The 24,466-nt window shown below is 74.6% G+C and carries 21 protein-coding genes and 1 pseudogene; 16 read left to right on the top strand and 6 right to left on the bottom strand.

Going from position 1 to position 24,466, the window contains the following annotated elements; genetic code table 11:
* The 6 genes from AB0H64_RS43905 to AB0H64_RS43880 all read left to right on the top strand — a co-directional run.
* Positions 1–1,076, top strand: a 1,076-nt coding sequence (locus AB0H64_RS43905) for a substrate-binding domain-containing protein (protein ID WP_357637602.1), incomplete at its 5' end; no start/stop codon positions are given.
* A gap of 52 nt (positions 1,077–1,128) precedes the next feature.
* The gene (locus tag AB0H64_RS43900) at positions 1,129–1,998 is read left to right on the top strand and encodes an SseB family protein (RefSeq protein WP_357637599.1); all 870 of its coding nucleotides are present in this window, start codon (positions 1,129–1,131) and stop codon (positions 1,996–1,998) included.
* Positions 1,995–2,378, top strand: a complete 384-nt coding sequence (locus AB0H64_RS43895) for a hypothetical protein (protein ID WP_357637597.1) — start codon at positions 1,995–1,997, stop codon at positions 2,376–2,378. The genes AB0H64_RS43900 and AB0H64_RS43895 overlap by 4 nt, the downstream gene beginning before the upstream one ends.
* A gap of 62 nt (positions 2,379–2,440) precedes the next feature.
* Positions 2,441–2,863, top strand: a complete 423-nt coding sequence (locus tag AB0H64_RS43890; RefSeq protein WP_357637595.1) for a YbaB/EbfC family nucleoid-associated protein — start codon at positions 2,441–2,443, stop codon at positions 2,861–2,863.
* A complete protein-coding gene (locus AB0H64_RS43885) occupies positions 2,850–3,194 on the top strand; it encodes a hypothetical protein (protein WP_357637592.1) in 345 nt (114 codons plus the stop codon). The genes AB0H64_RS43890 and AB0H64_RS43885 overlap by 14 nt, the downstream gene beginning before the upstream one ends.
* Positions 3,195–3,217: 23 nt before the next feature.
* The gene (locus AB0H64_RS43880) at positions 3,218–9,205 is read left to right on the top strand and encodes a hypothetical protein (protein ID WP_357637589.1); all 5,988 of its coding nucleotides are present in this window, start codon (positions 3,218–3,220) and stop codon (positions 9,203–9,205) included.
* Between the two features lie 15 nt (positions 9,206–9,220).
* Here the strand turns inward: AB0H64_RS43880 and AB0H64_RS43875 are convergent, their stop codons facing one another.
* Positions 9,221–9,466, bottom strand: a complete 246-nt coding sequence (locus AB0H64_RS43875; protein WP_357637586.1) for a hypothetical protein — start codon at positions 9,464–9,466, stop codon at positions 9,221–9,223.
* A gap of 278 nt (positions 9,467–9,744) precedes the next feature.
* Between AB0H64_RS43875 and AB0H64_RS43870 the strand changes: the two genes are divergently transcribed.
* Positions 9,745–10,086: an STAS domain-containing protein gene (locus AB0H64_RS43870; protein WP_357637583.1), complete on the top strand. Its 342-nt coding sequence runs from the start codon at positions 9,745–9,747 to the stop codon at positions 10,084–10,086.
* A 105-nt stretch (positions 10,087–10,191) separates the two neighbouring features.
* Positions 10,192–11,313: a glutamate--cysteine ligase gene (locus AB0H64_RS43865; protein WP_357637581.1), complete on the top strand. Its 1,122-nt coding sequence runs from the start codon at positions 10,192–10,194 to the stop codon at positions 11,311–11,313.
* A gap of 144 nt (positions 11,314–11,457) precedes the next feature.
* On the opposite strand, the gene AB0H64_RS43860 is transcribed toward AB0H64_RS43865, so the two are convergent.
* From AB0H64_RS43860 to AB0H64_RS43850, 3 genes are all read right to left on the bottom strand, one after another.
* The gene (locus tag AB0H64_RS43860; RefSeq protein ID WP_357637579.1) at positions 11,458–12,159 is read right to left on the bottom strand and encodes a carbon-nitrogen hydrolase family protein; all 702 of its coding nucleotides are present in this window, start codon (positions 12,157–12,159) and stop codon (positions 11,458–11,460) included.
* Positions 12,160–12,228: 69 nt separating this feature from the next.
* Positions 12,229–13,863 carry a serine hydrolase gene (locus AB0H64_RS43855; RefSeq protein WP_357637577.1) on the bottom strand — a complete coding sequence of 545 codons (1,635 nt, stop codon included), beginning with the start codon at positions 13,861–13,863 and terminating at the stop codon, positions 12,229–12,231.
* Between the two features lie 54 nt (positions 13,864–13,917).
* On the bottom strand, positions 13,918–14,337 hold the full coding sequence (locus AB0H64_RS43850) for a VOC family protein (protein WP_357637605.1): 420 nt from the start codon (positions 14,335–14,337) through the stop codon (positions 13,918–13,920).
* On the opposite strand from AB0H64_RS43850, the pseudogene AB0H64_RS43845 reads away from it, so the two are divergent.
* The 7 genes and pseudogenes from AB0H64_RS43845 to AB0H64_RS43815 all read left to right on the top strand — a co-directional run.
* A pseudogene (locus AB0H64_RS43845) lies at positions 14,255–14,458 on the top strand (WYL domain-containing protein); the annotation flags it as partial. The gene AB0H64_RS43850 and the pseudogene AB0H64_RS43845 sit on opposite strands and share 83 nt — an antisense overlap.
* Positions 14,459–14,547: 89 nt before the next feature.
* A complete protein-coding gene (locus AB0H64_RS43840; RefSeq protein ID WP_357637574.1) occupies positions 14,548–14,973 on the top strand; it encodes a hypothetical protein in 426 nt (141 codons plus the stop codon).
* A 205-nt stretch (positions 14,974–15,178) separates the two neighbouring features.
* Complete coding sequence (locus AB0H64_RS43835; RefSeq protein ID WP_357637571.1) at positions 15,179–16,471, top strand: extracellular solute-binding protein; 1,293 nt, start codon at positions 15,179–15,181, stop codon at positions 16,469–16,471.
* On the top strand, positions 16,468–17,400 hold the full coding sequence (locus AB0H64_RS43830) for a sugar ABC transporter permease (RefSeq protein ID WP_357637569.1): 933 nt from the start codon (positions 16,468–16,470) through the stop codon (positions 17,398–17,400). Before AB0H64_RS43835 ends, AB0H64_RS43830 begins: the two co-directional genes overlap by 4 nt.
* The gene (locus tag AB0H64_RS43825; RefSeq protein ID WP_357637566.1) at positions 17,397–18,254 is read left to right on the top strand and encodes a carbohydrate ABC transporter permease; all 858 of its coding nucleotides are present in this window, start codon (positions 17,397–17,399) and stop codon (positions 18,252–18,254) included. Before AB0H64_RS43830 ends, AB0H64_RS43825 begins: the two co-directional genes overlap by 4 nt.
* Positions 18,251–19,060 carry a DeoR/GlpR family DNA-binding transcription regulator gene (locus AB0H64_RS43820; RefSeq protein ID WP_357637563.1) on the top strand — a complete coding sequence of 270 codons (810 nt, stop codon included), beginning with the start codon at positions 18,251–18,253 and terminating at the stop codon, positions 19,058–19,060. The genes AB0H64_RS43825 and AB0H64_RS43820 overlap by 4 nt, the downstream gene beginning before the upstream one ends.
* Positions 19,057–22,854, top strand: a complete 3,798-nt coding sequence (locus tag AB0H64_RS43815) for a glycosyl hydrolase (RefSeq protein WP_357637560.1) — start codon at positions 19,057–19,059, stop codon at positions 22,852–22,854. The genes AB0H64_RS43820 and AB0H64_RS43815 overlap by 4 nt, the downstream gene beginning before the upstream one ends.
* A gap of 23 nt (positions 22,855–22,877) precedes the next feature.
* On the opposite strand, the gene AB0H64_RS43810 is transcribed toward AB0H64_RS43815, so the two are convergent.
* Both AB0H64_RS43810 and AB0H64_RS43805 read right to left on the bottom strand, forming a co-directional pair.
* Positions 22,878–23,426 carry a TetR family transcriptional regulator gene (locus tag AB0H64_RS43810; RefSeq protein ID WP_357637558.1) on the bottom strand — a complete coding sequence of 183 codons (549 nt, stop codon included), beginning with the start codon at positions 23,424–23,426 and terminating at the stop codon, positions 22,878–22,880.
* Positions 23,423–23,746 carry an SMR family transporter gene (locus tag AB0H64_RS43805; RefSeq protein ID WP_357637555.1) on the bottom strand — a complete coding sequence of 108 codons (324 nt, stop codon included), beginning with the start codon at positions 23,744–23,746 and terminating at the stop codon, positions 23,423–23,425. Before AB0H64_RS43805 ends, AB0H64_RS43810 begins: the two co-directional genes overlap by 4 nt.
* A gap of 123 nt (positions 23,747–23,869) precedes the next feature.
* Here AB0H64_RS43805 and rbsD point away from each other — a divergent pair, with 123 nt between their 5' ends.
* Complete coding sequence (gene rbsD, locus AB0H64_RS43800; RefSeq protein WP_357637553.1) at positions 23,870–24,238, top strand: D-ribose pyranase; 369 nt, start codon at positions 23,870–23,872, stop codon at positions 24,236–24,238.
* Positions 24,239–24,466 lie beyond the last annotated feature (228 nt).

The raw sequence follows: 24,466 nt of genomic DNA, 5'->3' as shown, positions 1-24,466 counted from the left end.
GGCTGAGCGGCGGCTGCGCGGCCGGCGACGCCCCCGGCTCCGACCGGCCGGCGCGGCCGTGCCCCGGCGTGCTGGCCACGGCCCGGGAGGCCGTCGCCCGCGCCGAGCGCACCGCCCCCTGGGACGGGCCCACGAGCGGGCCCCGGGCCGTGCCCGGCCGGAGCATCGTGTACGTGGCCGCCACCATGACCAACCCCGGCGTCGCCGGCACGGCCTCCGCCGTCACCGCGGCGGCCCGCTCGATCGGCTGGAAGGTGCGGGTGATCGACGGCCAGGGCACGCCGGCCGGTGTCCGCACCGCCTTCGGCCAGGCGATCGCGCTGCGCCCGTCCGGGATCGTGATCGGCGGCTTCGACCCGGGCTCGGTCGCCCAGCAGGTGCGCCAGGCCGATCAGGCGGGCATCACGCTGGTCGGCTGGCACGCGACCCGCTCCCCCGGGCCCAGCACGAACCCGAGGCTGTTCGCCAACGTCACCACCCGGGTGGAGGACGTCGCCCGGCTCAGCGCGTACTGGATCATCGCGAGGTCGGGCGGCGGCGCGGGGGTGGTGCTGTTCACCGACTCCTCGATCCCGTTCGCGGAGTACAAGGCGCGGCTGATCGAGAGGACGCTGCTCGGCTGCTCGGGCGTCACGCTGCTCGCCCGCGAGAACATCCCGCTGCCCGACGCGGGCACCCGCACGGCGCAGGAGGCGTCGTCGCTGCTGTCGCGCCACGGCGACCGGTGGACGTACTCGGCCGCCATCAACGACCTGTACTTCGCCGACGCCGCGCCCGCGCTGCGCGCCGCGGGCCTGCCGGGCGGCGGCGCTCCGTACGCCATCGGCGCGGGCGACGGCGACCCGTCGGCCTTCGAGCGGATCCGCGCCCGCCAGTACCAGGCGGCGACCGTCCCCGAGCCGCTGGGCGCGCAGGGCCACCAGATCGTCGACGAGCTGAACCGGGCGTTCGCCGGCGCACCGCCGAGCGGCTACGTCCCGCCCGTCCACCTGACGACGGCGGCCAACGTGGGCGCCGCCACGTCCTGGGACCCGCCCGGCTACCGGGCCGCCTACGAGAGGATCTGGCGGCCCTAGCGGTAGTCTGGTGCGCCTCATGCGGCCCGTCACCCCCTTCGAAGAACGCCTGATGGCGGCGCATGAGGCGGGCGACCTGACCGCCTGCCTCGTCCTGTTGCGGGCCGCCGACCTCGCCATGCCGGTCGCGCCGGACGCCGCCGCGGGCCGGGAGCCGTACGCCTGGCCCACTCTGTCGGACGGCGGCCGAACCTGGCTGGCCGTCTACACCTCCGAGGACGCCATGCGGGCCGCCATGTCGGGGCCGGCGTGGCACTGCCGGGCGGTGTCGCTGGTGGAGCTGGCCGCCGCGTGGCCGGACCCGCGCTGGGGCCTGGCCGTCAATGCCGGGCTGGACGTGTCGTTCCTGCTGGAGTCGGGCACCGTCGCCCGGCTGGCGGTGCCGACGCTGGAGCAGGACGCCGTCGCCGAGCCCGGGGCGGGGACGCCGGTCATGCAGAAGGCGCTGCGCCCGGCCGACGTGGACGCGCTGCTGCGGGCCGCCGAGCCGCGCGTGTCCGGTTACTGCCACCACGCGCTGGACGTCGCCCACATCGCCACCCCCGCCGTGCTGGCGGACGCGCTGCTCCAGCCGGACGCGCTCACCGCGGACGGCACGGTCAACCTGCTGCGCTGGTCCGCGATCGGCCTCGGCCTCTACCGCACCCCGTACGGCGGGGTGGACGAGGAGGGGATGGCCGCGGTCGGCGGGTGGGTGGTGGAGGAGAAGCCGTTCACCGGGCTCGGCCTGGTGCCCGTCCCCGACCAGACGATCAGGGAGTACAAGGTGGACGGGGTGGTCCTGCCGCACGGCGCGGAGATCTGGGAGCTGGGGGCCGACGGGGTGGAGCGGCGGCGCGCCGTCTACGACGGCGACCTGTGCCGCTGGCACCTGGTCCCCGGCGACGACGGGGTGGGGACCGTCGCGGAGGGGGGCGGATGAGCTGGGCGGGGTACCGGGCGCGGTGGCGGGGCGGCGACTACGGCGCCAGCCCCGACCTGCGGCCCGACGGTCTGTGGCTGCGGCTGCGCTCCGGCACGCCCGCAGAGGGCTTCGAGGAGGTCGCGCCCGGCCGGTACGTCCTGCCGGTGCCCGCGGCGCGGTGCGAGGACGTCCGGTTCGCCGTCACGGTGTGCTCGTGGCGCGGTGAGCCGTTCCTCGTGCTGGACGGGCGTGGGGACGAGCTGCTGCTGGAGTACACGGGCGCGCGGGCGACCGTGGCCCGGCGGCTGGGCCTGGAGCGGGTGGAGCGCGGGGTGTACCGGCGCTGGGTGCCGCGCGACGAGATCGCGGATCTGAGGGAGGAAAGTAGTCCTCTGTGACAGATGTGACCTTGGTAAGCTTTTGGGTCTGACGTGACAGTATGACTGGGTGTGGAGATGGCGTGCGGCCTTTCGGGGAGATGGACGCGGCGGCGGCGCGGGTCTACGCCGACGAGCTCCGGCAGACGTTCATGCGGCTCCAGGAGGAGGGTCCGGACCTGCACGCTCGGGCGCTGGCCGTCCAGGTCACGGAGAGGTCACCCGACGGGCTGATCTCCGCCACCGTGGACGCGCACGGCCGGCTCGTCCTCCTCGACATCGACCCGCGCGTCTACCGGCGGCCCGACGCGCGCCTCCTCGCCGACACGATCACCGCGACGATCCACCGGGCGGCGGAGCAGGCCCAGGAGCGCATCCTGGCGATCTTCGAGCCGCTGGTGCCGCCGGAGCGGATGCGCGCCCACTTCACCGGCGACCTCGACGCCCTGACAAGCCAGCTCACCGACCAGATGACCGGAGAGGACGGCACGCGTGCCCGCGAGTGACCCCGCCGACCTGTGTCTGGGCGAGACCATCGAGTCCTGCGTCTCCATGTGGACCGCCATGGGCACCGACCTCTGCGCCGCCGTCCCGGACCGGACGACCCGGCTCAAGGAGCTGCACGCCGCCGCCCCCTGGGGCGACGGCCCCGAGGGGCAGGCGTTCGCGCAGGCGTACCTGGGCTGCGGCGCGGACCAGCTGATCGACGAGATCACCCACCTGGCCGGACGGATCAGCAAGAGCGGCACGCGGCTGCGCGTCACCATCGCCTGCTCCCGCTCCGCCGACGACCGGACAGGCGAGATCGTCGAGCGGGGCCTCGGCCGCGAGACCTGACCGCGGACCCGGAGACCCCCACCATGGCCGGCAGGCACAACGGCGACGCCGACGTCCAGACGCAGACCGGGCTGCCCGGCGGCGACGCCTTCGGCGCGGTCACCGAGTCCGATGTCCGCCCCGCCTGGGAGACCGACGGCCTGCCCGACTGGGTGGTCCACTGGCTGGTCCCCATGCTCATGGCCGGGCAGGCGTGGCCGCGGGCCAGCGAATCCGGCCTGTGGGGGATCCGGCAGGCCCAGCTGGACGTGGTGCGCGTCCTGGCGTCCTCGTTCGGGCCCGCGTCCGAGGCGGCCCGCGCCATCTCCGACGCCTGGGAGTCGCCGGCCAAGGGTCCGGCGTTCCTGCGCCTGGAGGGCCTGTTCGACGACCGGGACGGGGCGCTGGCGAAAATGACCACCGCCCACACCTTCGCCCGGCAGGCCGACGCGTTCGCGGTGAGCACGCAGCATTCGAAGCTCTCGATCAACGTGGCGTTCTGGGTGTCGGCCGTGGCCGTCTCGATCGCCCTGCTCGCCTCGGCCTACGTGTGGAGCGCCCGCATCCTCGTCGAGCGCGCCGGGCTGGCCGGCAACAGCGCCGTCTCCCGCATCCTGGCGGGCCTGGTGGAGGCGGGCGGCCGCCGGTTCGTGACCCGGCTGACCACCACCCTGGCCGGCGGCCAGGCGGGGCGGCGGCTGCTGTCGTGGGCCCTGCTGGAGGAGGTGGGTGAGGAGGTCGCCGAGGAGACGTTCATCGAGATGTGGGCCCAGGGCCAGCAGCTGAGGATGGGCACCCGCCTGCGATGGGACTGGAAGCAGATCTGGGCGGCCGGGCTGGGCGCCGCCACGGGCGCGGTGGTGGGCTACAAGCTGGCCGGCCCGATCGCCGGGCTCACCGGCCGCCTCCCGGGGGTGCGCCACCTGAACCGGGCGGCGGGCGACGCCCACGGCCTCGGGAACGCCTTGCGCCGCCTGCCCGGGCGGATGCTCAACACCGGTCTGAACAACATGGTGGCCTCGCCGGCCGGCAGCCTGCTGACGCAGGTCGCGGTCTACCATCAGCGGCCGACGCTCTCCCTGGACCAGCTCGTGGGCGGGTTCATGGGCGCCGCCGGGCGCGTCAACTCGGTCTCGCCGTTCCACGTCTCGGTGGCGCGGGCAGCGGTCCATCCGCTGGACACGCTGTCCGCCCCCTTCCTCGACGCCGCCTTCGCCGGCACGCACGGGCCGCCCGACTCCCCGGGCTCGTCGTCAGGGGGCCGCGACCCGGGCGCGGGCGGCCCGTCACAAAACGGTCACCCGCCGGCCGGTGCGGACACCGGCGGCGCGGCCGCTCCGGTGCTGCTCGACGGGAACGCGTCGATCCCCCGCCCGGTGCCGGGGAGCGTCGCGGACCCGTTCCCGGCCAAGCCGCCGTCCCCCCACACCGCTCCGGTGGTGCACGCGCCGCCGCCCGGGGGGACGCCGGCCCTTCCGGGGGCGGGACCGGATCCGGGAGGCACGCACGCGGGCACGCGAAGCGGTCACGACTCGACCGCCGCGAGCCCCGCTTCCACGGATGCCACGTCCGCGGGCGCCACGTCCACGGGCGCCGCTTCCGTGAGCCCGGCTTTCGCGAGCCCGGCGGACGGCGCGGCCCCGGAGGCCTCCCACCGGCCCGCCGCCCCGGGCGCGGACCGGCCCGCGAGCGTCCCCGTCCAGCACGCGGCCTCAGCGGCGGCCCCCGGCCACGCGGCCCCTCCCACCGCCCCCGGGCCGGGTGACGGCTCACCCGCGCCCATGGCGGGACCGCCTGCGGCCGCACCGCACGAGGCCGCACCACACGGAGCCGCACCGCACGAGGCCGGGTCGCAGCAGAACGGGTCGCACGTCGCCGGTGCGCGGGAGGCCGGTGTCGGGACAACGGCGGCCGCCGTTCATCCGCATCCCGGGGCGGGCGGCGGCATCGGCGGCGATGCCATGATCGGCGCCATGACCGCGCTCGGCCTCGACCACACGGTGGCGGACCCCCGTGCCCGCAACGCCCCCGAGGCCGCCGCCATGGTGCACCGCTTCACCCCGCCGCCGGGCCCGACCGGCACACCACGGCCGGGTCCGGCCGGATCGCCGCGCCCGGGCCCGGGGACCGGCCCGCAAGGGGGACGGCCCGACGACGCCGCCCGGCAGACCCTGACGTACCTGGTGAACGCCACGGCGTCCGCGAAGGAGCCGGACGACGCCCACCTCGTCAACACCGGCTGGAAGTCCTGGGACCGGGCCACCCAGGAACGGCTGATCCGGGAGCATCCCGAGCTGGTGGGCCGGCTCAACGGCGTGCCCGCGCTCGCCCGCCACCAGGCCAACCGCATCCTCCTGCGCCGGCGCCTGGACGAGCTGGAACGGGACTGGCAGGCCGCGGACGACGCCGAGCGCGACCGGATCGGCGACGCGTACCGCGGCCTGCGCCGGCTGGAGAGCCTCCTGGACGGCGACGCCGACCTGCGCCTCCTCGACCTGCGGCTCCCCTCGGCCCGGGGGGAGGCCGGGCACGTCGTCGTCGCCGTCGGCGACACCGACACCGCCCAGCGGGTCGAGGCGTACGTGCCACGCCGGCAGCACGGCCTGGCCAACCTGGACACCTACCTGGAGCGGGCGGAGGGGCTCCGGCCGGGCGCCGACGGGCGACAGGCGGCGGCGGTCCTCTGGCTCGGCCTCGCCCCCCGCCCCACGGCCGGCGGCGTCCCCTCCGATCCGGCGCGGCCCGCCGACGAGAACGCGGGCCTGGTCACCGGCCTGCTGGCGGGCCTGCGCGGCGCCCACGCGGGCCCGGTTCCCGCCGTGCTGAACCTGCGCGGCGACGGCTGGCTCACCGCCGCCAGAGCGCGGGAACACGGCGCCGCGGCGCTCGTGGACAACCCGGGCGACATGCGGCTCGACGAGCCGCTCCTCGCCTCGGAGCTCACCGAGGACTCACCCGGTCCCGCCCACCCGGCACGCGCCGACCTCAGGGTCGTCCGCCCGGAGGACCTCGACCACGCCACCCGCCGGCCCTCGCTCAACATGGACGCGCCCTCCGTGCTCGGCGCGCTGTACGGCACGGCGCTCGACCCCAGGGAGACGCCGCACGCCGACCAGTGGGAGGGACTGCGTCAGCAGGTGCGCCCTTGGCCGCTGCAGCCGCATGTGCTCAACCCGAGGGCCACGGCCGCCGAGGTCCGCACGTTCGCCGTGGACTGGCGGGGCAGGACCTGGCCGATCTTCGAGTACACCATGCGGATCCGCTACCGGGCCGACCCGGGGGTGAGCGCCGAGGAGATCGCCACCTTCCACGCGAACCTGCTGGAGGCGGCCGACCGGTGGTACAACCACCAGTACAGGCTGCCGCCGTCCCACGGTGAGCCGGAGGCGCTGTTCCACCTGCGGGTGGAGTTCGAGCAGGCGCCGGACTCCGCCGGGGACGACCAGGTCGTGCGCCTGCACTCCGGGACCGACCACCGGCTCGGCGAGCTGGCCGACCCCGGCGTCTGGCACCACGCGGGCGAGGCGATCACCACCCCGGTCGACCAGGTCAGGCAGAGCGCGAGACGCCGGGAGGCGCCGATCACGGAGCTGAGCTGGCGGACGACGATGCCGCAGGTCGTCATCGCCCACGAGCTCGGCCACCGCCTGGCCGGCCTGTCCGACGACTACGTCAAGGACGGCACCGTGAGAACCCACGTCGGCTCTCCGCCGGTGTTCGCCAACCGCAACATCATGGACGGGGCCCGGCTGTTCTGGGCGGACGGCAACGTCCTGCTGGACGCGCGGGGCGACGCCGTCCCGGAGCTGGTCGGGCTGCGCCGGGACCACCTGGCCGCGCTGGCGGCGCTGCGGGCGGCCGGCGACGCCTACCCCCACCTGGGGGCGCTCTCCCCCGGTCGGCCCGCCGAGGAGTGGCGCAGGCCGCCCTACGTGCCCGGCTGGAACCTCCCGCCCCACGTCGCCGAGCTGCTGCGACGGTTCCCCGTTCCGGCGGGCCGCTCGGCGCTGGACCACGTGCGGCTGCTGGACCGGGCGCACGCCGTCCACCGGGACACGCTCGACGACGCCGGGCAGTACACGCCGGAGCACCTGGACTTCACCGACGCGCTCGTGCGCGCCGCGCAGCGGCTCTACGACACCGGCCCGGAGTACTCCTTCCGCCGCGCCGACCTGCTGTCCCTGGCCGCCCTCAGCCGCCTGGCGTTCCCCGGCGAGACGCCCGACGCGGACCGGCTGCGCGACTTCACCGCGAGGACGCTGGGCCGCCAGGTGAACAAGGGCGACGTCCACCTGGTGGCCCGGACCGCCCTGGACGTGGGCGGCCTGCTGCCGTTCTCGTCCGAGCAGGAACGCGGGGACGCCGTGGCCCTGCTGGGACGGCTCGCGCGGTCGCACAGCGGGCAGACGGGCGTCCGTCCCGCGGGGCCGTCGCCCGCCCGCGCGGCCACGCCGGGAGAGCCGGGCAACGGGCACGCCTCAGGCGGGAACGCCGAGGACGGGAACGCCGAGGACGGGAACCGTATCGACCGGCTCATCAACGCCGCTCCCGACCCGCGGGCCCCGGCGCCGGCCGGTCCCGCGGCGCGGGCGGAGGCGGCCATGCGGGAGGCCGGCGTGCTGGACGACCTCGGCCCCCGCTTCCGCAGCACAGCCGAGGACCGGCGGGCCCTCAGGACGTTGTTCGGCGAGGAGGGGTTCGAGCAGTGGGAGCGCGGCCTCGCCGAGGCGTGGGCGCGGGCCGGCGAGGAGGAGCTGCGCGCCTGGGCGCCGGTGCGCGCCGCGATGCCCGTCGAGGACCAGGTGGCGCTGCTGGCGTTCCTCGGCCATGACGAGCGGTTCGTCAACGGCCCCCTGAGGTTCGGCTGGTCGGAGCGCGTGGCGGAGCTCGCGCCGCTGCTGCGCTGCCTGCGCTCGGCGGTGAACGCGCTGCCGGTGTTCGCGGGGCCGGTGTTCACCCGGGTGCGCGTGCTGCCGGGCGACATGGCGCAGCTCGCCGTGTACGAGGAGGGGGCGGTGGTGCGCGAGCCGGCGTTCGTCGTCGCCGTGGACGACAGGGCGCGGCTGCCGGACGGCAACGTGGAGATCGGCATCGACTCGGCCGGCGGCAGGCGGCTGCCGCCGTGGTTCGCCGGGACCTCGGTGGTGTTCCCCAACGACACGCACTTCAAGGTGCTGGCCGCGGGCCCCGGGGAGATCATGCTGAGGGAGCTGGCCGACGTGGCGGAGAAGGGGCCCCTGGCGCTGCGTGAGGCGGGCGACGACGACCTGGCCGGGAGGATCGACCGGTACCTGGATGAGCACGCCGGGGAGCTGCCGCCCGCGGCGCGCCTTCCCGCCGGCTGGACGCGGCGGCAGGTGGTCGAGGCGGTGACCCGGGCCGCGCTGGTCATGGTCGACGAGGTGACCTGGCGCGGCGGCAGCCAGTCGGACGTCGCCGCGGGCGGCCGGATCAAGGAGACCACCGTCTGGGGCCACCCGAACCACTACGCCCGCTGGGTGAACGGCACGGGCCCCGAGCCCGGGCCCGCCGACACGATGAACTGCTGGGAGTCCGTGCTGTTCAGCGCGTACAAGGCCGGCGTGATCAGCAAGTCGGCGCTGCGGCGGATCGCCGACGACATGGGGGCCGCGGCGGTCGCCGCCGCGGCGCAGCCGGGCAACGGCGAGCTGGACGTCATCGCGGCGGGCATGGCGGTGGTCAAGTGGCACATGTCCCCCGGCCCGCTCACCCGGTACGAGAGCGGCGGCCCGGCGGTCCCGGAGGGCCACATCGTGTTCATGGACCACAGCAACCACGTGATGATCAGCCTCGGCACCCGCGACGAGCACGGCCGGCAGGAGGTGCTCAGCCACTGGATCTACCCGGACCGGGAGCCCGCCGAGCAGACGTGGCTGCCGTGGGTCACGCGCGGCACGGTCAAGCGGACGACGGTGGAGGAGGTCATGGTCGCCGCGGGACTCGGGGACGACACCCTGGTGGAGTCGGGTCCGCCCCCGTGGCTCACGGACGACATGGAGCGGGCCCGGTAGCCGGGCGGGGCTCCGTCAGGCCGGGGGCTCGTGCTGGGGGCGGACACGCCGGGGCGGGTAGGGCCGCCCGCGAGGGTCGATCCCGATCAGGAACCCGGACGGCCGCGGCCCCTCGCCTTCGGACGAGCCGCCGCCGGCACGATCCGTCTCGGCCGGCTCCGTCTGGGCGTCGGCCGGCTCCGCACCGGCGCCGGGCTGCTCGGCCGCCGCTCGGCGCAGCCGCTCCAGAGCCCGCCGATCCTCCTCCGACAGCCCGCCCATGCGCGCCCCTCCTCCCGACCGCCCCGGGCCCAGCGTAGGCCATCTCGGGTCTTGACACCGTTCGGCCGCGATGTGGCCGGTCCCCGGCGGGCGTCTCCGGGAACGGCTTCCGGCGGGCCTCGGTTTCACCGGCCGCCACGGGGCTTCGTGCGGACCGTCGGCCAACGGAGGCGCGAATTTTACGGATCCGAGGGCGACAGCTGGGAGACGAATGTGGTGGCCTGCGGTGCAACGCGGCTTTTGTGAGTCCGCGCCGGCCGATCCATCTGGAGGATGCGATGGAGTCGCTGAACGTCACCGTGGAAACCCAGGCAAGGCGCACCGTCGCGCACCTGCGGGGTGAGATCGACCTCGCCACCGCCGAGCTCCTGAAGACGAGTCTGAGCACCATGATCGAACCCCCGTCCGTGTCCGCGCTGGAGGTGGATCTCAGCCAGGTGTCGTTCATCGACTGCTCCGGGCTGCGCGTGCTGATGGCGCTCAAACGATCGATGCAGAGCAGGGGTGGCACCCTCAGCCTCGCTCATCTGTCCCCGTCGGCCGAGCGGCTGCTCGCCGCCGCCGGGCTGGACGACCATCTCACGGCGCGCGAGCGCCGCGGTCCGCTCACGCCGGCCTGAGGCGCCGGCGCGAGAGGGGGCGCGCACCAGGGCGAGGTGCGAAAGCCGTGTTTTCGGGGAGATGACCGGCGCAATGACACGCCGACCATCCCCGGGAGTGGCCCCATGACGAGTTCCACGCGTGAGATCGCCGTCGGAGTCGAGGAGGAGTTCCACATCGTCGACTCCGGCACCCGGCACCTGGTCTCCCGGTCGGGTGCCCTGCTGGAGCGGTTGCCGGAGGACCGGTTCACGCGGGAGTTGCAACGGTCGGCCGTGGAGGCCAACAGCAAGCCGTTCACGAGTCTTGAGGATCTGGCGCGGGACCTGATCGAGCTGCGCTCGACGCTGACAGGCGTCGCCGGCGAGCTGGGTCTGGGCATCGTGGCGGCGGGCAGCGTGCCGCTGGGCGACGCGGAGCGGATGAAGGTCTCCCCCGATCCCCGTTACGAGCAGATGCTCGACGACTACCAGCTCCTCACCCGGGAGCAGCTCATCTGCGGCACGCAGGTGCACGCCGAGGTGACCGACCGGGACCTCGCCGTGCTGGTGTCGCACCTGGTGACGCCGTGGCTGCCGGCACTGCTCGCGCTCAGCTGCAGCTCGCCGTACTGGCTGGGGGCGGACACGGGGTACGCAAGCTACCGCACGATGGTGTGGCAGCGCTGGCCCACCGCGGGGCCGATGAGCCGGTACGGCTCCGCCGCCGAGTACGAGGGGATGGTGGAGGATCTGGTGCGGTCCGGGGTGATCAGCGACCCGGGGATGATCTACTTCGACGTCCGGCCTTCGGCGCACGTGCCGACCGTGGAGCTGCGGGTCTGCGACGCGTGCCCGCGGGTGGACGACATCGTGCTGATCGCGGGGCTGTTCCGGGCGCTGGTGGCGCGGGAGCTGGAGGCCGCCCGGCGTGACCCGGGAGGCGAGGTGCAGCTGGAGCCGGTGCGGGCGGCGACGTGGCAGGCGGCGCGCTCGGGCCTGGAGGGCGAGCTGGTGGACCCGGTCGAGGGCACGCCCCGGCCGGCCGGGGAGGTGGTGCTGCGCCTGGTGGACGACCTGCGCCCGTACCTGGAGGACGCGGGTGACTGGGAGCTGGTGTCGGGACTGGCGCGGGAGGCGCTGGCGCGCGGCAGCTCGGCCGCGCGCCAGCGTGCGGTGCTCACCCGGCGGGGGCGGATGGAGGATGTGGTGGACTTCCTGGTCGCCGAGACGCGGGCCGGCACGGCCGTCCTGGCGGCGGACGCCTGACCGCCGCGCCGCCATGGCGAGGGTTCCAGGCCGGCCCGCATGAGGGTGCTCCTCGTCGAGGACGACACCGCCATGGCCGGCGTGCCGACGCACGGCCTGCGGCACGGTCCACGGCGGCTCGGGTGCCCGCCGCGGCCCCGGGCATCAGGTCAGTTTCGTGGTGAGGACCGCGCCGGTCTCCGGACCGGCCTGGGCGACGAGCCCGCCGCCGGGCGCCCAGAATCCGGAGCGGCCCGCCGTCTCGGTGAACCCGCCCCCCGTCGGCCCGGCGAAGCTCGCCACCGCGACCCAGAGCCCCTGCCCGGCGGCGATGCGCCGGGCGCGTCCGGTCTGGAGCTCCGCCTCGGCGGCGTGCTTGACGGTCCCGGCCACGTAGGCGTCCACGCCGAGGGCGGCCGTCGCCGCCGCGTGCTCGGGCACGCCGGTGTCCTTGCAGACGGCCAGGCCGAGCCGCCACCCGTCCACCTCCAGCACCCCCGGCTCCGAACCGGGCGCGAACCGCAGCGCCTCCTCGTCGCCGAGCCACATCTTGCGGTACGCGACGGTGACGCCGGCCCCGTCGACGGCCAGCATCGCGATGTGCGGACCCCGGTCCCCGGCCACGGGCGCGCCGGCCAGCGCGACGGCCCCGGTCTCGGCGCACGCCGCCACGAGCGGCGCCAGCCGGGCGTCACCCGGCTCCACGGTCTCGGCGTCCAGCTCGTACCCCGTGAGCGACAGCTCGGGGAACACGACGACCCGCGCGGCGGCCGACCGCACGGCCCGCGCGTGCTCGGCGGCGTTGGCGGCCACGTCGTGCGCGGCGGACAGCGGCTGGGCGACCGCGATCGTCAACGGCTCCGGCATACGACCCCCTCGGGCGACGTCTCCCCGGCGAACCCGCTGGGCCGGGACCGCCCCATCCTAGGCCGTGGCTCAGGAGGGGGTTCGGGGGAAGGTGCCCAGACCGGTGTGGTCGAGGTTCTCCACGGTGACCTTGACGGCCCGGCCGCCGGCGCCCGCCGCGAAGCGGACGCCGGCCAGGCCCACGGCGTTCTCCCCGGTGGTCAGGTAGGCGAAGGTGTCGCCCGCGTAGTGGCGCAGCGGCAGCCGGAGGGGCTCGGGCCCGAGCCGCATGACCAGCCCGCCGCCCTCCTCGGTGACGGTCAGCGGGCCGTAGTGGCCGTTGGCGTACACGCCGGTGTAGGAGCTCGCCGGCCTGGCGGGGGCGGCGTCCGCGGGCGGCCTGCCGTAGTCGGTCGCCGGCCGCGCCTCGCGGGCCGTCCGGGCGAGCGCGTCCCCGACCAGGCGCAGCCAGTCCACGGTCTGCCTGCCGTGCCCGGCGACGTCGAGGAACGTCAGCGCCACGGCCTCGGCGGCGCCGACGGGCTGGGCGTTGGTGAGCACCACGACGCCGAGCCCTTCGGACGGCAGCATGGTCACGTTCGTGGCCGCGCCCAGCTCGAACCCGCCTGAGTGGCCGAGCCGCAGCCGGCCGAGGTCGTCGTAGCCGACGTTCCAGCCGAGCCCGTAGAAGCCGGGCACGCCGTACGGGGCGGCGGGCTGGGCCGAGACGATGTGCGGCAGGTACGTCCGGTCGAGCGCGGACGCCTGGATGAGCCGCTTGCCCGCGTACACGCCGCCGCCGAGCTGGAGACGCAGCCACGCGGTGAGGTCACGGGCCGTGGAGCTGGCGCCGCCGGCGGGTGACTGGGCCTGGGCGTCGCGGGTGTGGCGCGCCTCCCAGTGCCCGTCCACCCGGACGTGCCCCACGGCCCGGTCGCGGGCCTTGGCGTACGCGGAGAAGAGGGAGCTGGTGGAGCGCATGCCCAGGGGCTCGTACAGGAGGGTCCGCGACAGCTTCGCCCAGCTGAGCCCGGCGGACCTGGCCACGGCGAGCGCCGCCTCGGTGAAGCCGAAGTTGGTGTAGGCGTACCGGGCGCGGAACGGGCCGAGGGGCTCGTCGCGCAGGTGCCGCAGGATGTGGCGGCGGCCGTAGCCGAGGTCCTCCAGCAGGTCGCCCGCATGGTCGGGAAGGCCGCTGCGGTGCGAGAACAGGTCGGCGAGCGTCACGTGCCGCGTCACCCATGGGTCCTTGAGCGCGAACCCGGGGTCGTGCCGGACGACCGGATCGTCCCAGCCGACCGCGCCCGGCCCGGCGGTGCCCCGGCCGACCACCCGGGCGACGACGGTGGTGGCGAGCGGCTTGGACACGGAGGCGAGCTGGAAGACCGTGTCCGGGCCGACCGGGCCGGGGCTGCCCGCCCGCCGCACCCCGAACCCCTTCAGGTACGCGACCCGGTCGCGGTACACGACGGCGACGGCCATGCCGGGCACGCCCGTCGTGCCCATGACGTCACGCACGATCCCGTCGAGCCGCGCCACGGCGGCGCCCACGGCGGCCGGGGTGAGGGCGGGCGGCGCCTGGGCAGGGGGCGCGGCGGACAGCGTCGCCCCCGGCGTCCCCTGCACGTACGCCGCCGGCAGGCGCGGGCCGCCCGTGGGCGCGCCGCCGCACCCGCACAGCAGCACCGCCGCCGTCGCGCCGACCACTGCTCTTCCCCGCCCCATTCCCGCAGGTTAGGCCGCGTCGGGGCGGCGCGCCGGAGGCACGCCGCAGCAAGGTCAGGACGGGCGGGCCGAGCCGAGAACCTCCAGGTAGTGGGGGTTGGTCATGATGCCGAGGACGTTGCCGAACGGGTCCACCACGGACGCCGTCACGAACCCGTCGCCCCCGCGGTCCACGATGCCCTGGTGCTCCTCGGCGCCCATGGCGAGCAGCCGGTCGAGGGTGGCGTCCAGGTCGTCCACCGCCCAGTACAGGACGGCACCGGCCGGGGCGGCGCCGACGCCGTGCGGGGCGTACGCGCCGCGGACGATGCCCAGCTCGTGCCGGTAGTCGCCCACCCGGAACTCCACGTACGCCGGCTCACCGTCGTGCCCCGGCCGCTCGAAGTACGCCGGGCGGCGCTGGTACCTGCTGGCCTGGGACGGGGAGCGGGACGACTGGCGGACGTTCCGGGCCGACCGGGTACGGCCGCGCACGCCCAACGGGCCGCCCTTCACCCCGCGCACGCCGCCCGGTGGCGACGCGGCGGCGCACGTCGTGCGGGGCTCCGCGTCGGCGGCGTACCGGCATCCGGCCCGGGTGCGGCTGCACGCGCCGGTGGAGGCGGCGGCCGAGGAGGGACCCCCCTGACGGTGTGGTTCATACCCTGGTGCGAAGATTGAAGGGTCATGCCGACCAACCTCACCGTGATTCTGAACGATCGGCCAGGGGAGCTGGCCCGCCTGGGGGAGCTCACCGGCGAGGCCGGCGTGAACATCGAGGGCATGGCCGCGTTCACGGGCGAGGGCAAGGGCGTGGTGCACGTGCTGGTCGCCGATCCTGACGCGGCGCGCTGCCGGCGGACGCTGGAGGGCGCCGGCATGGGGATCGCCGACGAGCGGTCCGTGCTGGTGGTCAACATCGAGGACCGGCCCGGCACGCTGGGCGAGCTGACCCGGCAACTCGCGAGCGCGAACGTCAACATCGACCTGGCCTACACGGCCTTCGGCGGTGTGAAGGTGGTCATCGCGACCGAGGACCTGGACAGCGCGCTGGCGGCACTGGAGGGGCCGGTGACCTCGCGTCTGGACGAGGTGCCGGGGGCGCCGAGCATCTGGGACCAGCCCGCCTGAGCCGGCGACATATCAAACGTCGTGTGAAAAATAACAGTCACGACACACGGCTCCGGCCATACGTTCTCGCACCACATGCCGCTGTTGGACGTTATGGCTCCGCGACTTCTAACACTAGACACCGTGATCTATCACATGTCAGTGTTAATGCCGCGTTAACGGCGCAATCTCCCTCCGATTTTCGGACACCCCCCCGGAGACCTTCATGACCACTTCCACCCGGCGCGACTTCCTGCGCATCGGGATGCTCGGCGCGGGCGCCCTGGCGTCCGGCGGGCTCCTGACCTCCTGCGGCTTCGTCGGCGGCGGTGAGGACACCGGCAAGCTGACGCTCGGCGCCACCAACGAGCAGCGTGCCCCCCTCTCGCCGATCATCGCCGCCTACGCCAAGCAGAGCGGCATCACGTTCGAGCCCACCTACATGGCCACCGACCAGCTCGGCTCGCAGATCCGGACCCGGCTCACCTCGAACACCGCGCCCGACCTGTTCCGCGTCGGCCCGGGCAGCGGCGAGCCGACCGCCGTCAAGCTCCTCGCCCCGCAGGGCTTCCTCGCCGACCTGTCGTCAGCATCCTGGGCCGCCTCGATGCCGGCCGGCTTCAAGCCGCTGTGCCAGGTGGACGGCAAGACGTACGCGCTGACCACCAACCGCGCCATCATCGGCACCTTCTACAACAAGAAGATCTTCACCGAGCTGGGCCTGGAGCCGCCCACCACGTGGAGCGAGCTGCTGGACGTCTGCGAGAAGATCAAGAAGGCGGGCAGGACGCCCATCGCGCTCGGCATGGCCGACGCCACCACCATCCAGTTCACGGCGTACGCGCTGGCCGCCACGACCGTCTACGCGGCCGACCCCGGCTTCGACGCCAAGCTCGCCTCCGGCGCCACCACCTTCGCGGACTCGGCCGGCTGGAAGGAGGCGCTGGAGAAGATCCTGGAGCTGAACAAGCGCGGTTACTTCAACGACAAGCCCCTGGGCGTCTCGCTCGACCAGTCGATGAAGGCGGTCGCCTCCGGCCAGGCCGCCATGGTCAACCTGGTCACCAGCACGTTCTCCCTCATGGCCGGCTACGCGGCGGGCGGCGAGGCCGAGTTCGGGGTCTTCGCGGCGCCGGGCGGCGACGACGCCGGCAAGACGATGATCCCCGCCTCGCCCAGCCACCTGTTCGGCGTCAACGCCAAGAGCGAGCGGGCCGCCGAGGCGCGCAAGTTCCTCGACTTCCTGGCGCAGCCGGCGAACATCGCGTCGTTCTGCGCGGCGGCCAAGGGCGTGCCCGGCCTCGACGGGGTGCCCACCGACAAGGTCAGCCCCACGCTCGCGCCGCTCCTGCCGTACCTGAAGGACGGGCGCAACGTGCCGTTCGCCAACCACACCTGGCCCAACGCCGTCGTGCAGCAGACGCTGCTCACGGTCGGCCAGCAGTTGTTCTCCGGCTCGACGACCGTCGCGGACGCGCTGAAGAAGATGGACGAGTCGTACCAGAAGAAGAGCTCATGACGCTGGAGCTGTCCCGCCCTCCGGCGCGCAGCCGGCACGCCTCCGCCGCCCGCACCGGGCGGCGGGGGCCCCGGCGGTGGTGGATGTTCGTCGTCCCCGCGCTGTTCTTCTACACCCTCGTCGTCCTCTATCCGAGCGTGGCCGGCGCCGTGTACGCGTTCACCGACTGGAGCGGCCTCGGCTCCCAGGTGAACGGGGTGGGCCTGGCCAACTTCGGCCGCCTGTTCGGCGACGCCGAGGCCATCGGGTCGCTGGGCAACACGCTGCTGCTGGCCGTCGCCCTCATGGTCGTGCAGAACGTGATCGGCCTGGCCCTCGCGCTGGCGCTCGACACCGGCATCCGCGGGCGCAACCTGCTGCGGACGCTCTTCTTCGCCCCCGCCGTGCTGCCGCCCCTGGTGATCGGCGTGCTGTGGAAGTACGTCTACTCCCCCGGCGGGCCGCTCGACGGGCTGCTGGCCGCGTTCGGCCTCGACGGGTTGCAGCAGAGCTGGCTCGGCGACGAGTCGCTGGCCCTGTGGTCGGTCGTGGTCGCGATCGTGTGGCAGCACGCCGGCCTGTCGATGGTCATCTTCCTGGCCGGGCTCCAGGGCGTGCCGAAGGAGCTGTACGAGGCGGCGGCGCTCGACGGGGCCGGCCGCTGGCAGCGGTTCTGGTTCGTGACCCGGCCCCTGCTGGCGCCGGCCACCACGATCACCCTCGTCCTCACCATGATCACCGGGTTGAAGCTGTTCGACCAGGTGTTCGCCATGACCGGCGGCGGTCCCGGCTACGCCACCGAGACCCTCTCCCTCAACATGTACAAGCAGGCCTTCGTGCTCAACGACTACAGCTACGGCACCGCGCTCGCGCTCGTCCTGACGATGATCGTGGCCTTCATCAGCTTCCTCCAGCTCAAGGTGCTGCGCCGGCTGGAGGTGGAGCCGTGAGCCGCCCGCAGGCCCACCGGTCCACCCGCGACGGGCGGACCGGCAGGCGGGGGATGCTGATGGAAGTGCTGATGGCGGGCTGCGCCGTCGCGTTCGTCTTCCCGCTGTACGTGCTGGTCATGGTGGCGCTCAAGCGGCCGCAGGACGTGGCGTCCAGCGTGCTCGCGCCGCCGTCGCCGGTGTACTGGGGCAACCTGGCCGAGGCGTGGTCGTCGGCCGAGATGGGCAAGGCGCTGGTCAACAGCACCGTCGTCACCTCGCTGAGCGTGATGCTGCTGGTGCTGACCGGGTCGCTGGCGTCGTTCGCGCTGGCGCGGTGGAAGCGCGGGCTGGGCTACGGCGTGTTCCTGCTGTTCGTGCTCGGGCTGGTCATCCCCCTGCAGCTCGGCATGATCCCGCTGTACCAGCTCATGCGCGATGCCGGGCTGCTCAGGACGTACACGTCGCTGATCGTCTTCTACACCGGGCACGAGCTGCCGCTGACGGTGTTCCTCTACAGCGGCTTCCTGCGGGCGCTGCCCCGGGCGTACGAGGAGGCGGCGTACGTCGACGGCGCCACGGCCTTCCAGGCGTTCCGGCGGGTCATCTTCCCGATGCTGCGCCCGGTGACCGGCACCGTGATCATCCTGAACGCGCTGTTCATCTGGAACGACTTCCTCACGCCCATGCTGTACGTCTCCGGCACGGCCCAGCAGACGGTGCCCGTGGCCGTCTTCTCCTTCGTCGGGGAGTACTCCTCCGACTGGGGGATCATCTTCGCCGGCCTGGCCATCGCCGTGGCCCCGATCCTCGCCCTGTACTTCGTGTTCCAGCGGCACATCATCAAGGGTTTCGCGGGCGGGCTCAAGGGATGACGGACGAGACCGGCGGCACGCGGCGGGGACCTGCTTGGCGGCAGGAGGCGATCGCCGAGCAGATCCTCGCCCGCGGCGACATCACGGCCGCCGAGCTGGCCGAGCGGTTCCAGGTCAGCGTGATGACGATCCACCGGGACCTGAACGAGTTGGAACGCCGGGGCCTGGTCCGCAAGCTGCGCGGCGGTGTGACCGCGCAGCCGTCCAGCGTGTTCGAGAGCAACGTCGGCTTCCGCGAGCGCTCGATGCGCGTCGAGAAGGACGCCGTCGCCGCGCGGGCGGCGGAGCTGGTCGAGCCGGGCATGGCCGTCATGCTGGACGACTCCACCACCAGTCTCGCCCTCGCCCGGCGGCTGGAGCCGCTCGCGCCGCTGACCGTCGTCACCAACTTCCTCACCACGATCGAGCTGGTCGCCGGCATGCCCGGGATCCGGCTCATCGCGCTCGGCGGCGACTACGACGCGCTGCACAACTCCTTCCTCGGCGTCTCCTGCACCGAGGCCATCGCCTCCCTCCAGGCCGACCTGTGCTTCGTGTCGACCTCGGCGGTGACCGGCGGCTACGCCTACCACCAGGAGCAGCACATCGTGCCGGTCAAACGCGCCATGCTGGCCTCGGCCACCCGCAGCGTGCTGCTGATCGACCACACCAAGCTGGCCAGGACCGCGCTGTACCGGGTGGCGGGACTCCAGGCGTTCGACCACGTCATCGTGGACGCCGGCGCCGGACCCGGGGCGCTGCAGGACCTCGGCCAGCTGACCCGCTCCCTCGATGTGGCAACCACACCCGCTCCGGAGGCGTCATGATCCACCCGTCCCCCCTCTCGTCCCCTCCGCCGGCGCTCGCGTCGTCGCTCCCGCCGGAGCTGGCGCGGGTCCTGGCCGAGCCGCCGCGGGCCTACTCCCCCGCGGCGATCTGGTGGTGGAGCGGCGAGCCGCTCCGCCGTGACCGGCTGCGCCGGCAGCTCGAACGCTTCGCCGAGGGCGGCGTGTGGAACCTGGTCATCCTCAACCTGGCGCCGTCCGGGCCGATGTTCGGCTCCGACGCCGACGACCCGCCGTTCTTCTCCGAGCCGTGGTGGGAGCTGCTGGAGCAGGTGTGCGACGACGCCGAGGAGCTGGGCGTCTCCCTGTGGTTCTACGACCAGCTCGGCTTCTCCGGCGCGGACCTCCAGGCGCGGCTGGTGGACGAGGAGCCGCGCTTCGCGGGGCGGTGGCTCGCCGCGGACGGCTCGGTGACGACCCGCGGCTTCGACTACCTGTCGCGGGAGGCGTGCGCGACGCTGATCGACCGGGTCCACGGCGAGTTCGAGCGGCGGCTCGGTCACCGGCTGGGGGGCGTGATCGTGGGCTCGTTCCAGGACGAGCTGCCGTCCATCCCCACCTGGTCGGACGGGTTCGCCGAGGAGTTCGCCCGGCGGCGCGGCTACGACGTCACGCCGTACCTGCCGCTGCTGTGGCAGGACGGCGCGGAGGGTGCGGAGGGTGCGGACGGCGCCGGCGGCGTCGATCCGGGTCTCGTGCGGCGCGACTACCACCGGACCCGGGCCGAGCTGGCCGAGGAGGCGTTCTTCCGGCCGCTCGCCGCCTGGCACGAGCGGCACGGCCTGATCAGCGGCTGCGACCAGCAGGACCCGGCCCGCGCCGGGCACCCCGTGGAGGGGGTGAGCCTGTACGCGGACTACGCGCGCACGCACCGCTGGTTCGGCGCGCCCGGCTCCGACCACCACGGGGACGCGCGGATCCACTCCTCGCTCGCCCACCTGTACGGACGGCCCCGCACGTGGATCGAGGCGTTCCACTCCAGCGGCTGGGGCGGCACGCTGGAGGAGACCTTCGACTGGCTGCTGCCGTGGCTGCGCGCCGGCGCCACCCTGTACAACCCGCACGCCGTCTACTACACGACCAAGGGCGGCTGGTGGGAGTGGGCGCCGCCGGCCACGGACTGGCGGCAGCCGTACTGGCGGCACCACCGCGTCTTCGCCGACGCCGTCACGCGGCTGTGCGCGGCGCTGTCGCTGGGGCGGCACGCGTGCGAGGTGGCGGTGCTGCTGCCGACGGCCACGGCCCAGGCCGGCACCCGTCTCGACGGGGCCGGTCCCGAGGCGGAGCGGGCGCAGGAGGTGTACCGGCGGCTCGTCGGCGACATGGCGTGGTTCCGGATGCTGCCGGGCGTGCTGGACGGGCTGGGGCTGGACGCGGACGTCATCGACGACGACTCGCTCCAGCGCGCCACCGCCCGGCCCGCCCCCGATCAGGGACAGGGCCAGGGACGGGAGCCGGGCGGGGCGCGGCTGGAGGTGGCCGGGGAGTCGTACGCGGCCGTCGTCCTTCCCGCCTGCGCGGTCCTGGAGCCGGACACCGAGCGGGCGCTCGTCACGTTCGCGGAGCGGGGCGGCCTGGTCGTGGCCGTGGAGACGCTCCCCGAGGGGCCGCTGCGCGAGCTCGTCCGCTTCGCGCCGTCGGTGGACGAGCTGGGGCCGCTGCTGTCGCCGCTGCGCCGGGTGGAGGCTCCCGCGCCGCCGCTGGTGCGGGAGGTGGACGGGGCGACGCTCGTCTTCCTGCAGGCGGCCTTCCCCATGGCCAGCCGCGTCGCGGTGGACCGCCCCGACGCGCGGGGCATCGACCAGGGCTGGGACTCGGCCACGATCGACTTCGACCCCGCCCGGTACGCGACGGAGACACCGGTCCGGGTGCGGGGCGTCGCGGGGACGCCGCTGCTGGTGGACCCGTTCACGGGCGGGGTGCGCGCGCTGCCGTACGAGGTGGACGGGGAGCACGTGGAGGTGGTGGTGCCGTTCGACGCGGGGCCGGCGGCGCTGCTGGTGTTCACGGGCCAGGACGTGGCTCCCACCGCCCCCGCGGCCCCGGCCGGGACGGTGGAGGTGGACCTGGGCTCCGGCTGGGAGATGGAGCCGGTGCCCACGCTGGACGACACCTGGGGCGACCTCGGTCACGACGGGCCGGTGCTGCGGCGGTGGGAGGTGGAGCACCGCCTCGACGGTGAGGAGGCGTGGCGGCCCGCGTACGCCACGTTCGGCCCGCACGGCGCCTGGCGCGTCGTCCCCGCCTCCTCCTCGCCGTCCGTTCCCGTGGACCTGTCCGTTCCCGTGGACCTGTCCGTTCCCGGGGACGGGGACGGCTGGCGGCCCGCGGTGTTCTCGGTGTCGCGCGGGATCCGCAAGGACCCGATCCACCGGGCCACGCTCGGCCCCAAGGGACACGTGCCGGAGGAGTTCCTGGACTTCGGCCGGGTGGGGGCGGGTCGGGCCGCCTGGTTCCGGTGCGAGCTGACCGTCCCGGCGTCCGGGGATCGTCAGGGCGCGTTCCTGGCGGTGGGCGCGCCGGCCGCCAAGGCGGCGTGGATCGACGGCACCCCGGTGGCCCTGGACGACCGCGGCTACCTGGCCCTGGCCCGCGACCCGCTCTCCCCCGGCACGTACGTCCTCGACCTGCGGCTGGACCCTGAGGACGACGGCGCGCCGCTGCGCGCCCACCTCGCCGTGGTGACGGACCCGGAGGCGTACCTGCGGCCGGAGTGGATCGCCGGACCGGAGGGGCCCGCGGAGCTGACCGCGACGTTCACCCCGCGCGGGACGGTGCTCCAGGTGGCGTCGACGGCGGCCTGCCGGGTCCTCGTCAACGGCGTCGAGCTGGGCCGGCAGGGCGGCTTCGACCCGTACGCGGACTTCCGCAAGCCGCGGGTGCGCCGCTACGACGCCGCGCGGGCGCTGCGGCCGGGCGTGAACGAGGTGACGGTCCGGATCGGCGACGGCTCCGAGCCGGTCCTGGTGGACGGCTGCGCCATGTCGGGCCCCGGCTGGGAGGCGGTCCGGGACGGCGTCCGGGCTCCGGCGCGCGTCCGCCGGTCCCAGTACCTGGACCCGGCCGCGCTGCACCTTCCCCGCCGCCCCCACCCGCTGCCGGACACCTCCTGGCTGTCGGCGGCTCCCGGCGCCTCCGTGGTGGTCCCCGCCGTGCTGGCCGAGGAGGGGACGGAGGGCCGGGTGGAGTGGCTGCGGTTCGGGGTGCCGCCGGGCGCCACCGCCCTCCGGGTGCCGCTGCGCGGCAAGGCCGTCCTCCACGTGGACGGCGACGCCGTGGCGGAGGGCACAGGGCGCCTGTCGGTGCCCCTCGACGGCCGGGCCGGGCCGCGCGTGGCGACGCTACGGGTGGAGACCGAGGCCGGGCACGCCGGCGGGGCGATCCTGACCGGGCCGATCGAGTTCGACGCCGGGCCGGGGCCGATCGAGCTGGGCGACTGGGAGCGGACGGGCCTGCCGGAGTACAGCGGCGGCGTCCGTTACCTGCGGACCGTGCCCGTCGCGGGGTCGCCGGGCTCGGCGGTCCTCGACCTGGGCCGGGTGCGCGGCACGGCCGAGGTCCGGGTCAACGGCCGCCCGTGCGGGGTCAGGGTCTGCTCGCCGTACCGGTTCGACGTCGGCGCGGCGCTGCGGCCCGGCGACAACACGGTGGAGGTGGAGGTGTACGGCACGCTCGCCCCGCACCTCGACGCGGTGAGCCCCACCCACTTCGTCTTCCCCGGCCAGCGCGTCACGGGCCTCCTCGGCCCGGTCCGTCTCGTCCTGCCCCGGCCGTAGGGCCGGCTCCGGCGGGCCGGCGGTCAGCCGGGGCTCATGCCCAGCAGGGCAGCCAGCGACCGCTCCAGCCAGCCGGAGTCGAGGGGCTCGTCGTCGATGAGGCAGTGCAGCAGGGCCCCGTCGACGAACATCGCGGCGGCCCGCGCCGCCCGCGCGTCCGCGCGGGCGGCCAGGACGGCGGTCAGACCGTCGATCCACAGCCTGGCCAGGGGCCGCAGCTCGGGCCGGTGGGCGGCCGCGGCGTAGAGCTCGTTCCAGGTCATCATCCGGTCGCGCTCACGCAGGTAGTCGGCCGTCAGCGCGGCGAGGGTGGCGGGCACGTCCGCGCTGCGCCGCAGCTCCTCCCCCCAGACGCGCAGCACCTCCTCGGTGGCCTCGGCTGCGTGCGTGAGCGCGGCGGCGACCAGGTCGCCGAGGGAGGCGAAGTAGTACGTGGTCGCCCCCAGCGGGACGCCGGCCCGCGCGGCGACGAGCCGGTGCGTCAGGCGGTTCACGCCCACCTCGGGGATCAGCTCGCAGGCGGCCTCGACCATGCGGCGCCGGCGCTCCACCGGGTCGCGCCGCGCGGTCAATGCGCGCCCGCGAGGTTGAGCGTGACGACTCCCGCCACGACCAGGGCCACGCCCGCGACCTTCGCCGCGGTGAGCGGCTCGCCCAGGAACAGCATCCCGATGACGACGATCAGCGTCGTGCCCAGTCCGGCCCAGACGGCGTAGGCGACGCCCACCTGCATGCCGCGCTCCAGGGCCTGGGCGAGGAGCAGGAAGGCCGCGCCGTAACAGGCCAGGCAGGCCAGCGTCGGCCACAGCCGGGTGAACCCCTCGGTGCTCTTGAGCAGGGTCGTCCCCAGCACCTCGGCCCCGATCGCCAGGGCGAGGAACAGGTACATCATCGGTTTTCTCCCGAAGTAGTACATCAGTACATGTACAAATGTACTATTCGCCGAGGTGTCGCTCCTCCGCCGCCCGGGTCCGGCCGCGTACGGTCGGGTCATGCGGAGAGAGTGGAGCGCCCCGTGAAGCGCGGCGGCATCCTCAACGGCGCGCTGGCGGGGGCCCTGGCGCGGCTCGGGCACACCGACCGGGTACTGGTCTGCGACAGCGGCATGCCATTGCGGCGCGACGCCGAGATCGTGGACCTGGCCTTCCTGCCCGGCGTCCCCGCGTTCGGCACCGTGCTGGACGGCCTGCTCGCCGAGATCGTCGTGGAGGGCGCCACGGCCGCCGAGGAGGTCCGCGAGGCCAACCGCGCGTGCGACGCCCTCCTGCGCGAACGGCTTCCCGGCCTGGCGTACGTGCCCCACGAGCGGCTCAAGGAGCTGGGCCGGGCCTGTGAGCTGGTCGTCCGCACGGGCGAGGCGCACCCGTACGCCAACGTATCCTGAGCTGCGGCGTCCCCTTCTGACCCACGGCCGCCGGCCCGGCTGGATGTACTGACCGCAGACGTTGCTTGATGGAGTTCTGACCCGCGTGCATTACGATACGGGTCGTGACGTATCGAAATGGTGTCGAGGGGGCGGCGCGCGGCCGTCCTCGTGATGCGGCTCTGGACCAGCGGATCACTGCTGTCGTACTGGAGGTGCTGGCGGAGTCCGGTTACGAGGGAGTGTCCT

The organism is Nonomuraea sp. NPDC050733, assembly GCF_040654215.1.
Lineage (GTDB): Bacteria > Actinomycetota > Actinomycetes > Streptosporangiales > Streptosporangiaceae > Nonomuraea.
Note: the sequence above shows the minus strand (reverse complement) of the source record. Positions and strands in the feature narration are given on the sequence as shown.

Bases quoted from the DNA above. Each gene is read 5' to 3' on its own strand.
- AB0H64_RS43865 (WP_357637581.1), top strand. From the start codon at position 10,192: ATGACGAGTTCCACGCGTGAGATCGCCGTCGGAGTCGAGGAGGAGTTC.
- AB0H64_RS43830 (WP_357637569.1), top strand. From the start codon at position 16,468: ATGACGCTGGAGCTGTCCCGCCCTCCGGCGCGCAGCCGGCACGCCTCC.
- AB0H64_RS43900 (WP_357637599.1), top strand. From the start codon at position 1,129: ATGGCGGCGCATGAGGCGGGCGACCTGACCGCCTGCCTCGTCCTGTTG.
- AB0H64_RS43805 (WP_357637555.1), bottom strand. From the start codon at position 23,746: ATGATGTACCTGTTCCTCGCCCTGGCGATCGGGGCCGAGGTGCTGGGG.
- AB0H64_RS43860 (WP_357637579.1), bottom strand. From the start codon at position 12,159: ATGCCGGAGCCGTTGACGATCGCGGTCGCCCAGCCGCTGTCCGCCGCG.
- AB0H64_RS43820 (WP_357637563.1), top strand. From the start codon at position 18,251: ATGACGGACGAGACCGGCGGCACGCGGCGGGGACCTGCTTGGCGGCAG.
- AB0H64_RS43835 (WP_357637571.1), top strand. From the start codon at position 15,179: ATGACCACTTCCACCCGGCGCGACTTCCTGCGCATCGGGATGCTCGGC.
- AB0H64_RS43895 (WP_357637597.1), top strand. From the start codon at position 1,995: ATGAGCTGGGCGGGGTACCGGGCGCGGTGGCGGGGCGGCGACTACGGC.
- AB0H64_RS43870 (WP_357637583.1), top strand. From the start codon at position 9,745: ATGGAGTCGCTGAACGTCACCGTGGAAACCCAGGCAAGGCGCACCGTC.
- AB0H64_RS43875 (WP_357637586.1), bottom strand. From the start codon at position 9,466: ATGGGCGGGCTGTCGGAGGAGGATCGGCGGGCTCTGGAGCGGCTGCGC.
- AB0H64_RS43880 (WP_357637589.1), top strand. From the start codon at position 3,218: ATGGCCGGCAGGCACAACGGCGACGCCGACGTCCAGACGCAGACCGGG.
- AB0H64_RS43815 (WP_357637560.1), top strand. From the start codon at position 19,057: ATGATCCACCCGTCCCCCCTCTCGTCCCCTCCGCCGGCGCTCGCGTCG.
- AB0H64_RS43855 (WP_357637577.1), bottom strand. From the start codon at position 13,863: ATGGGGCGGGGAAGAGCAGTGGTCGGCGCGACGGCGGCGGTGCTGCTG.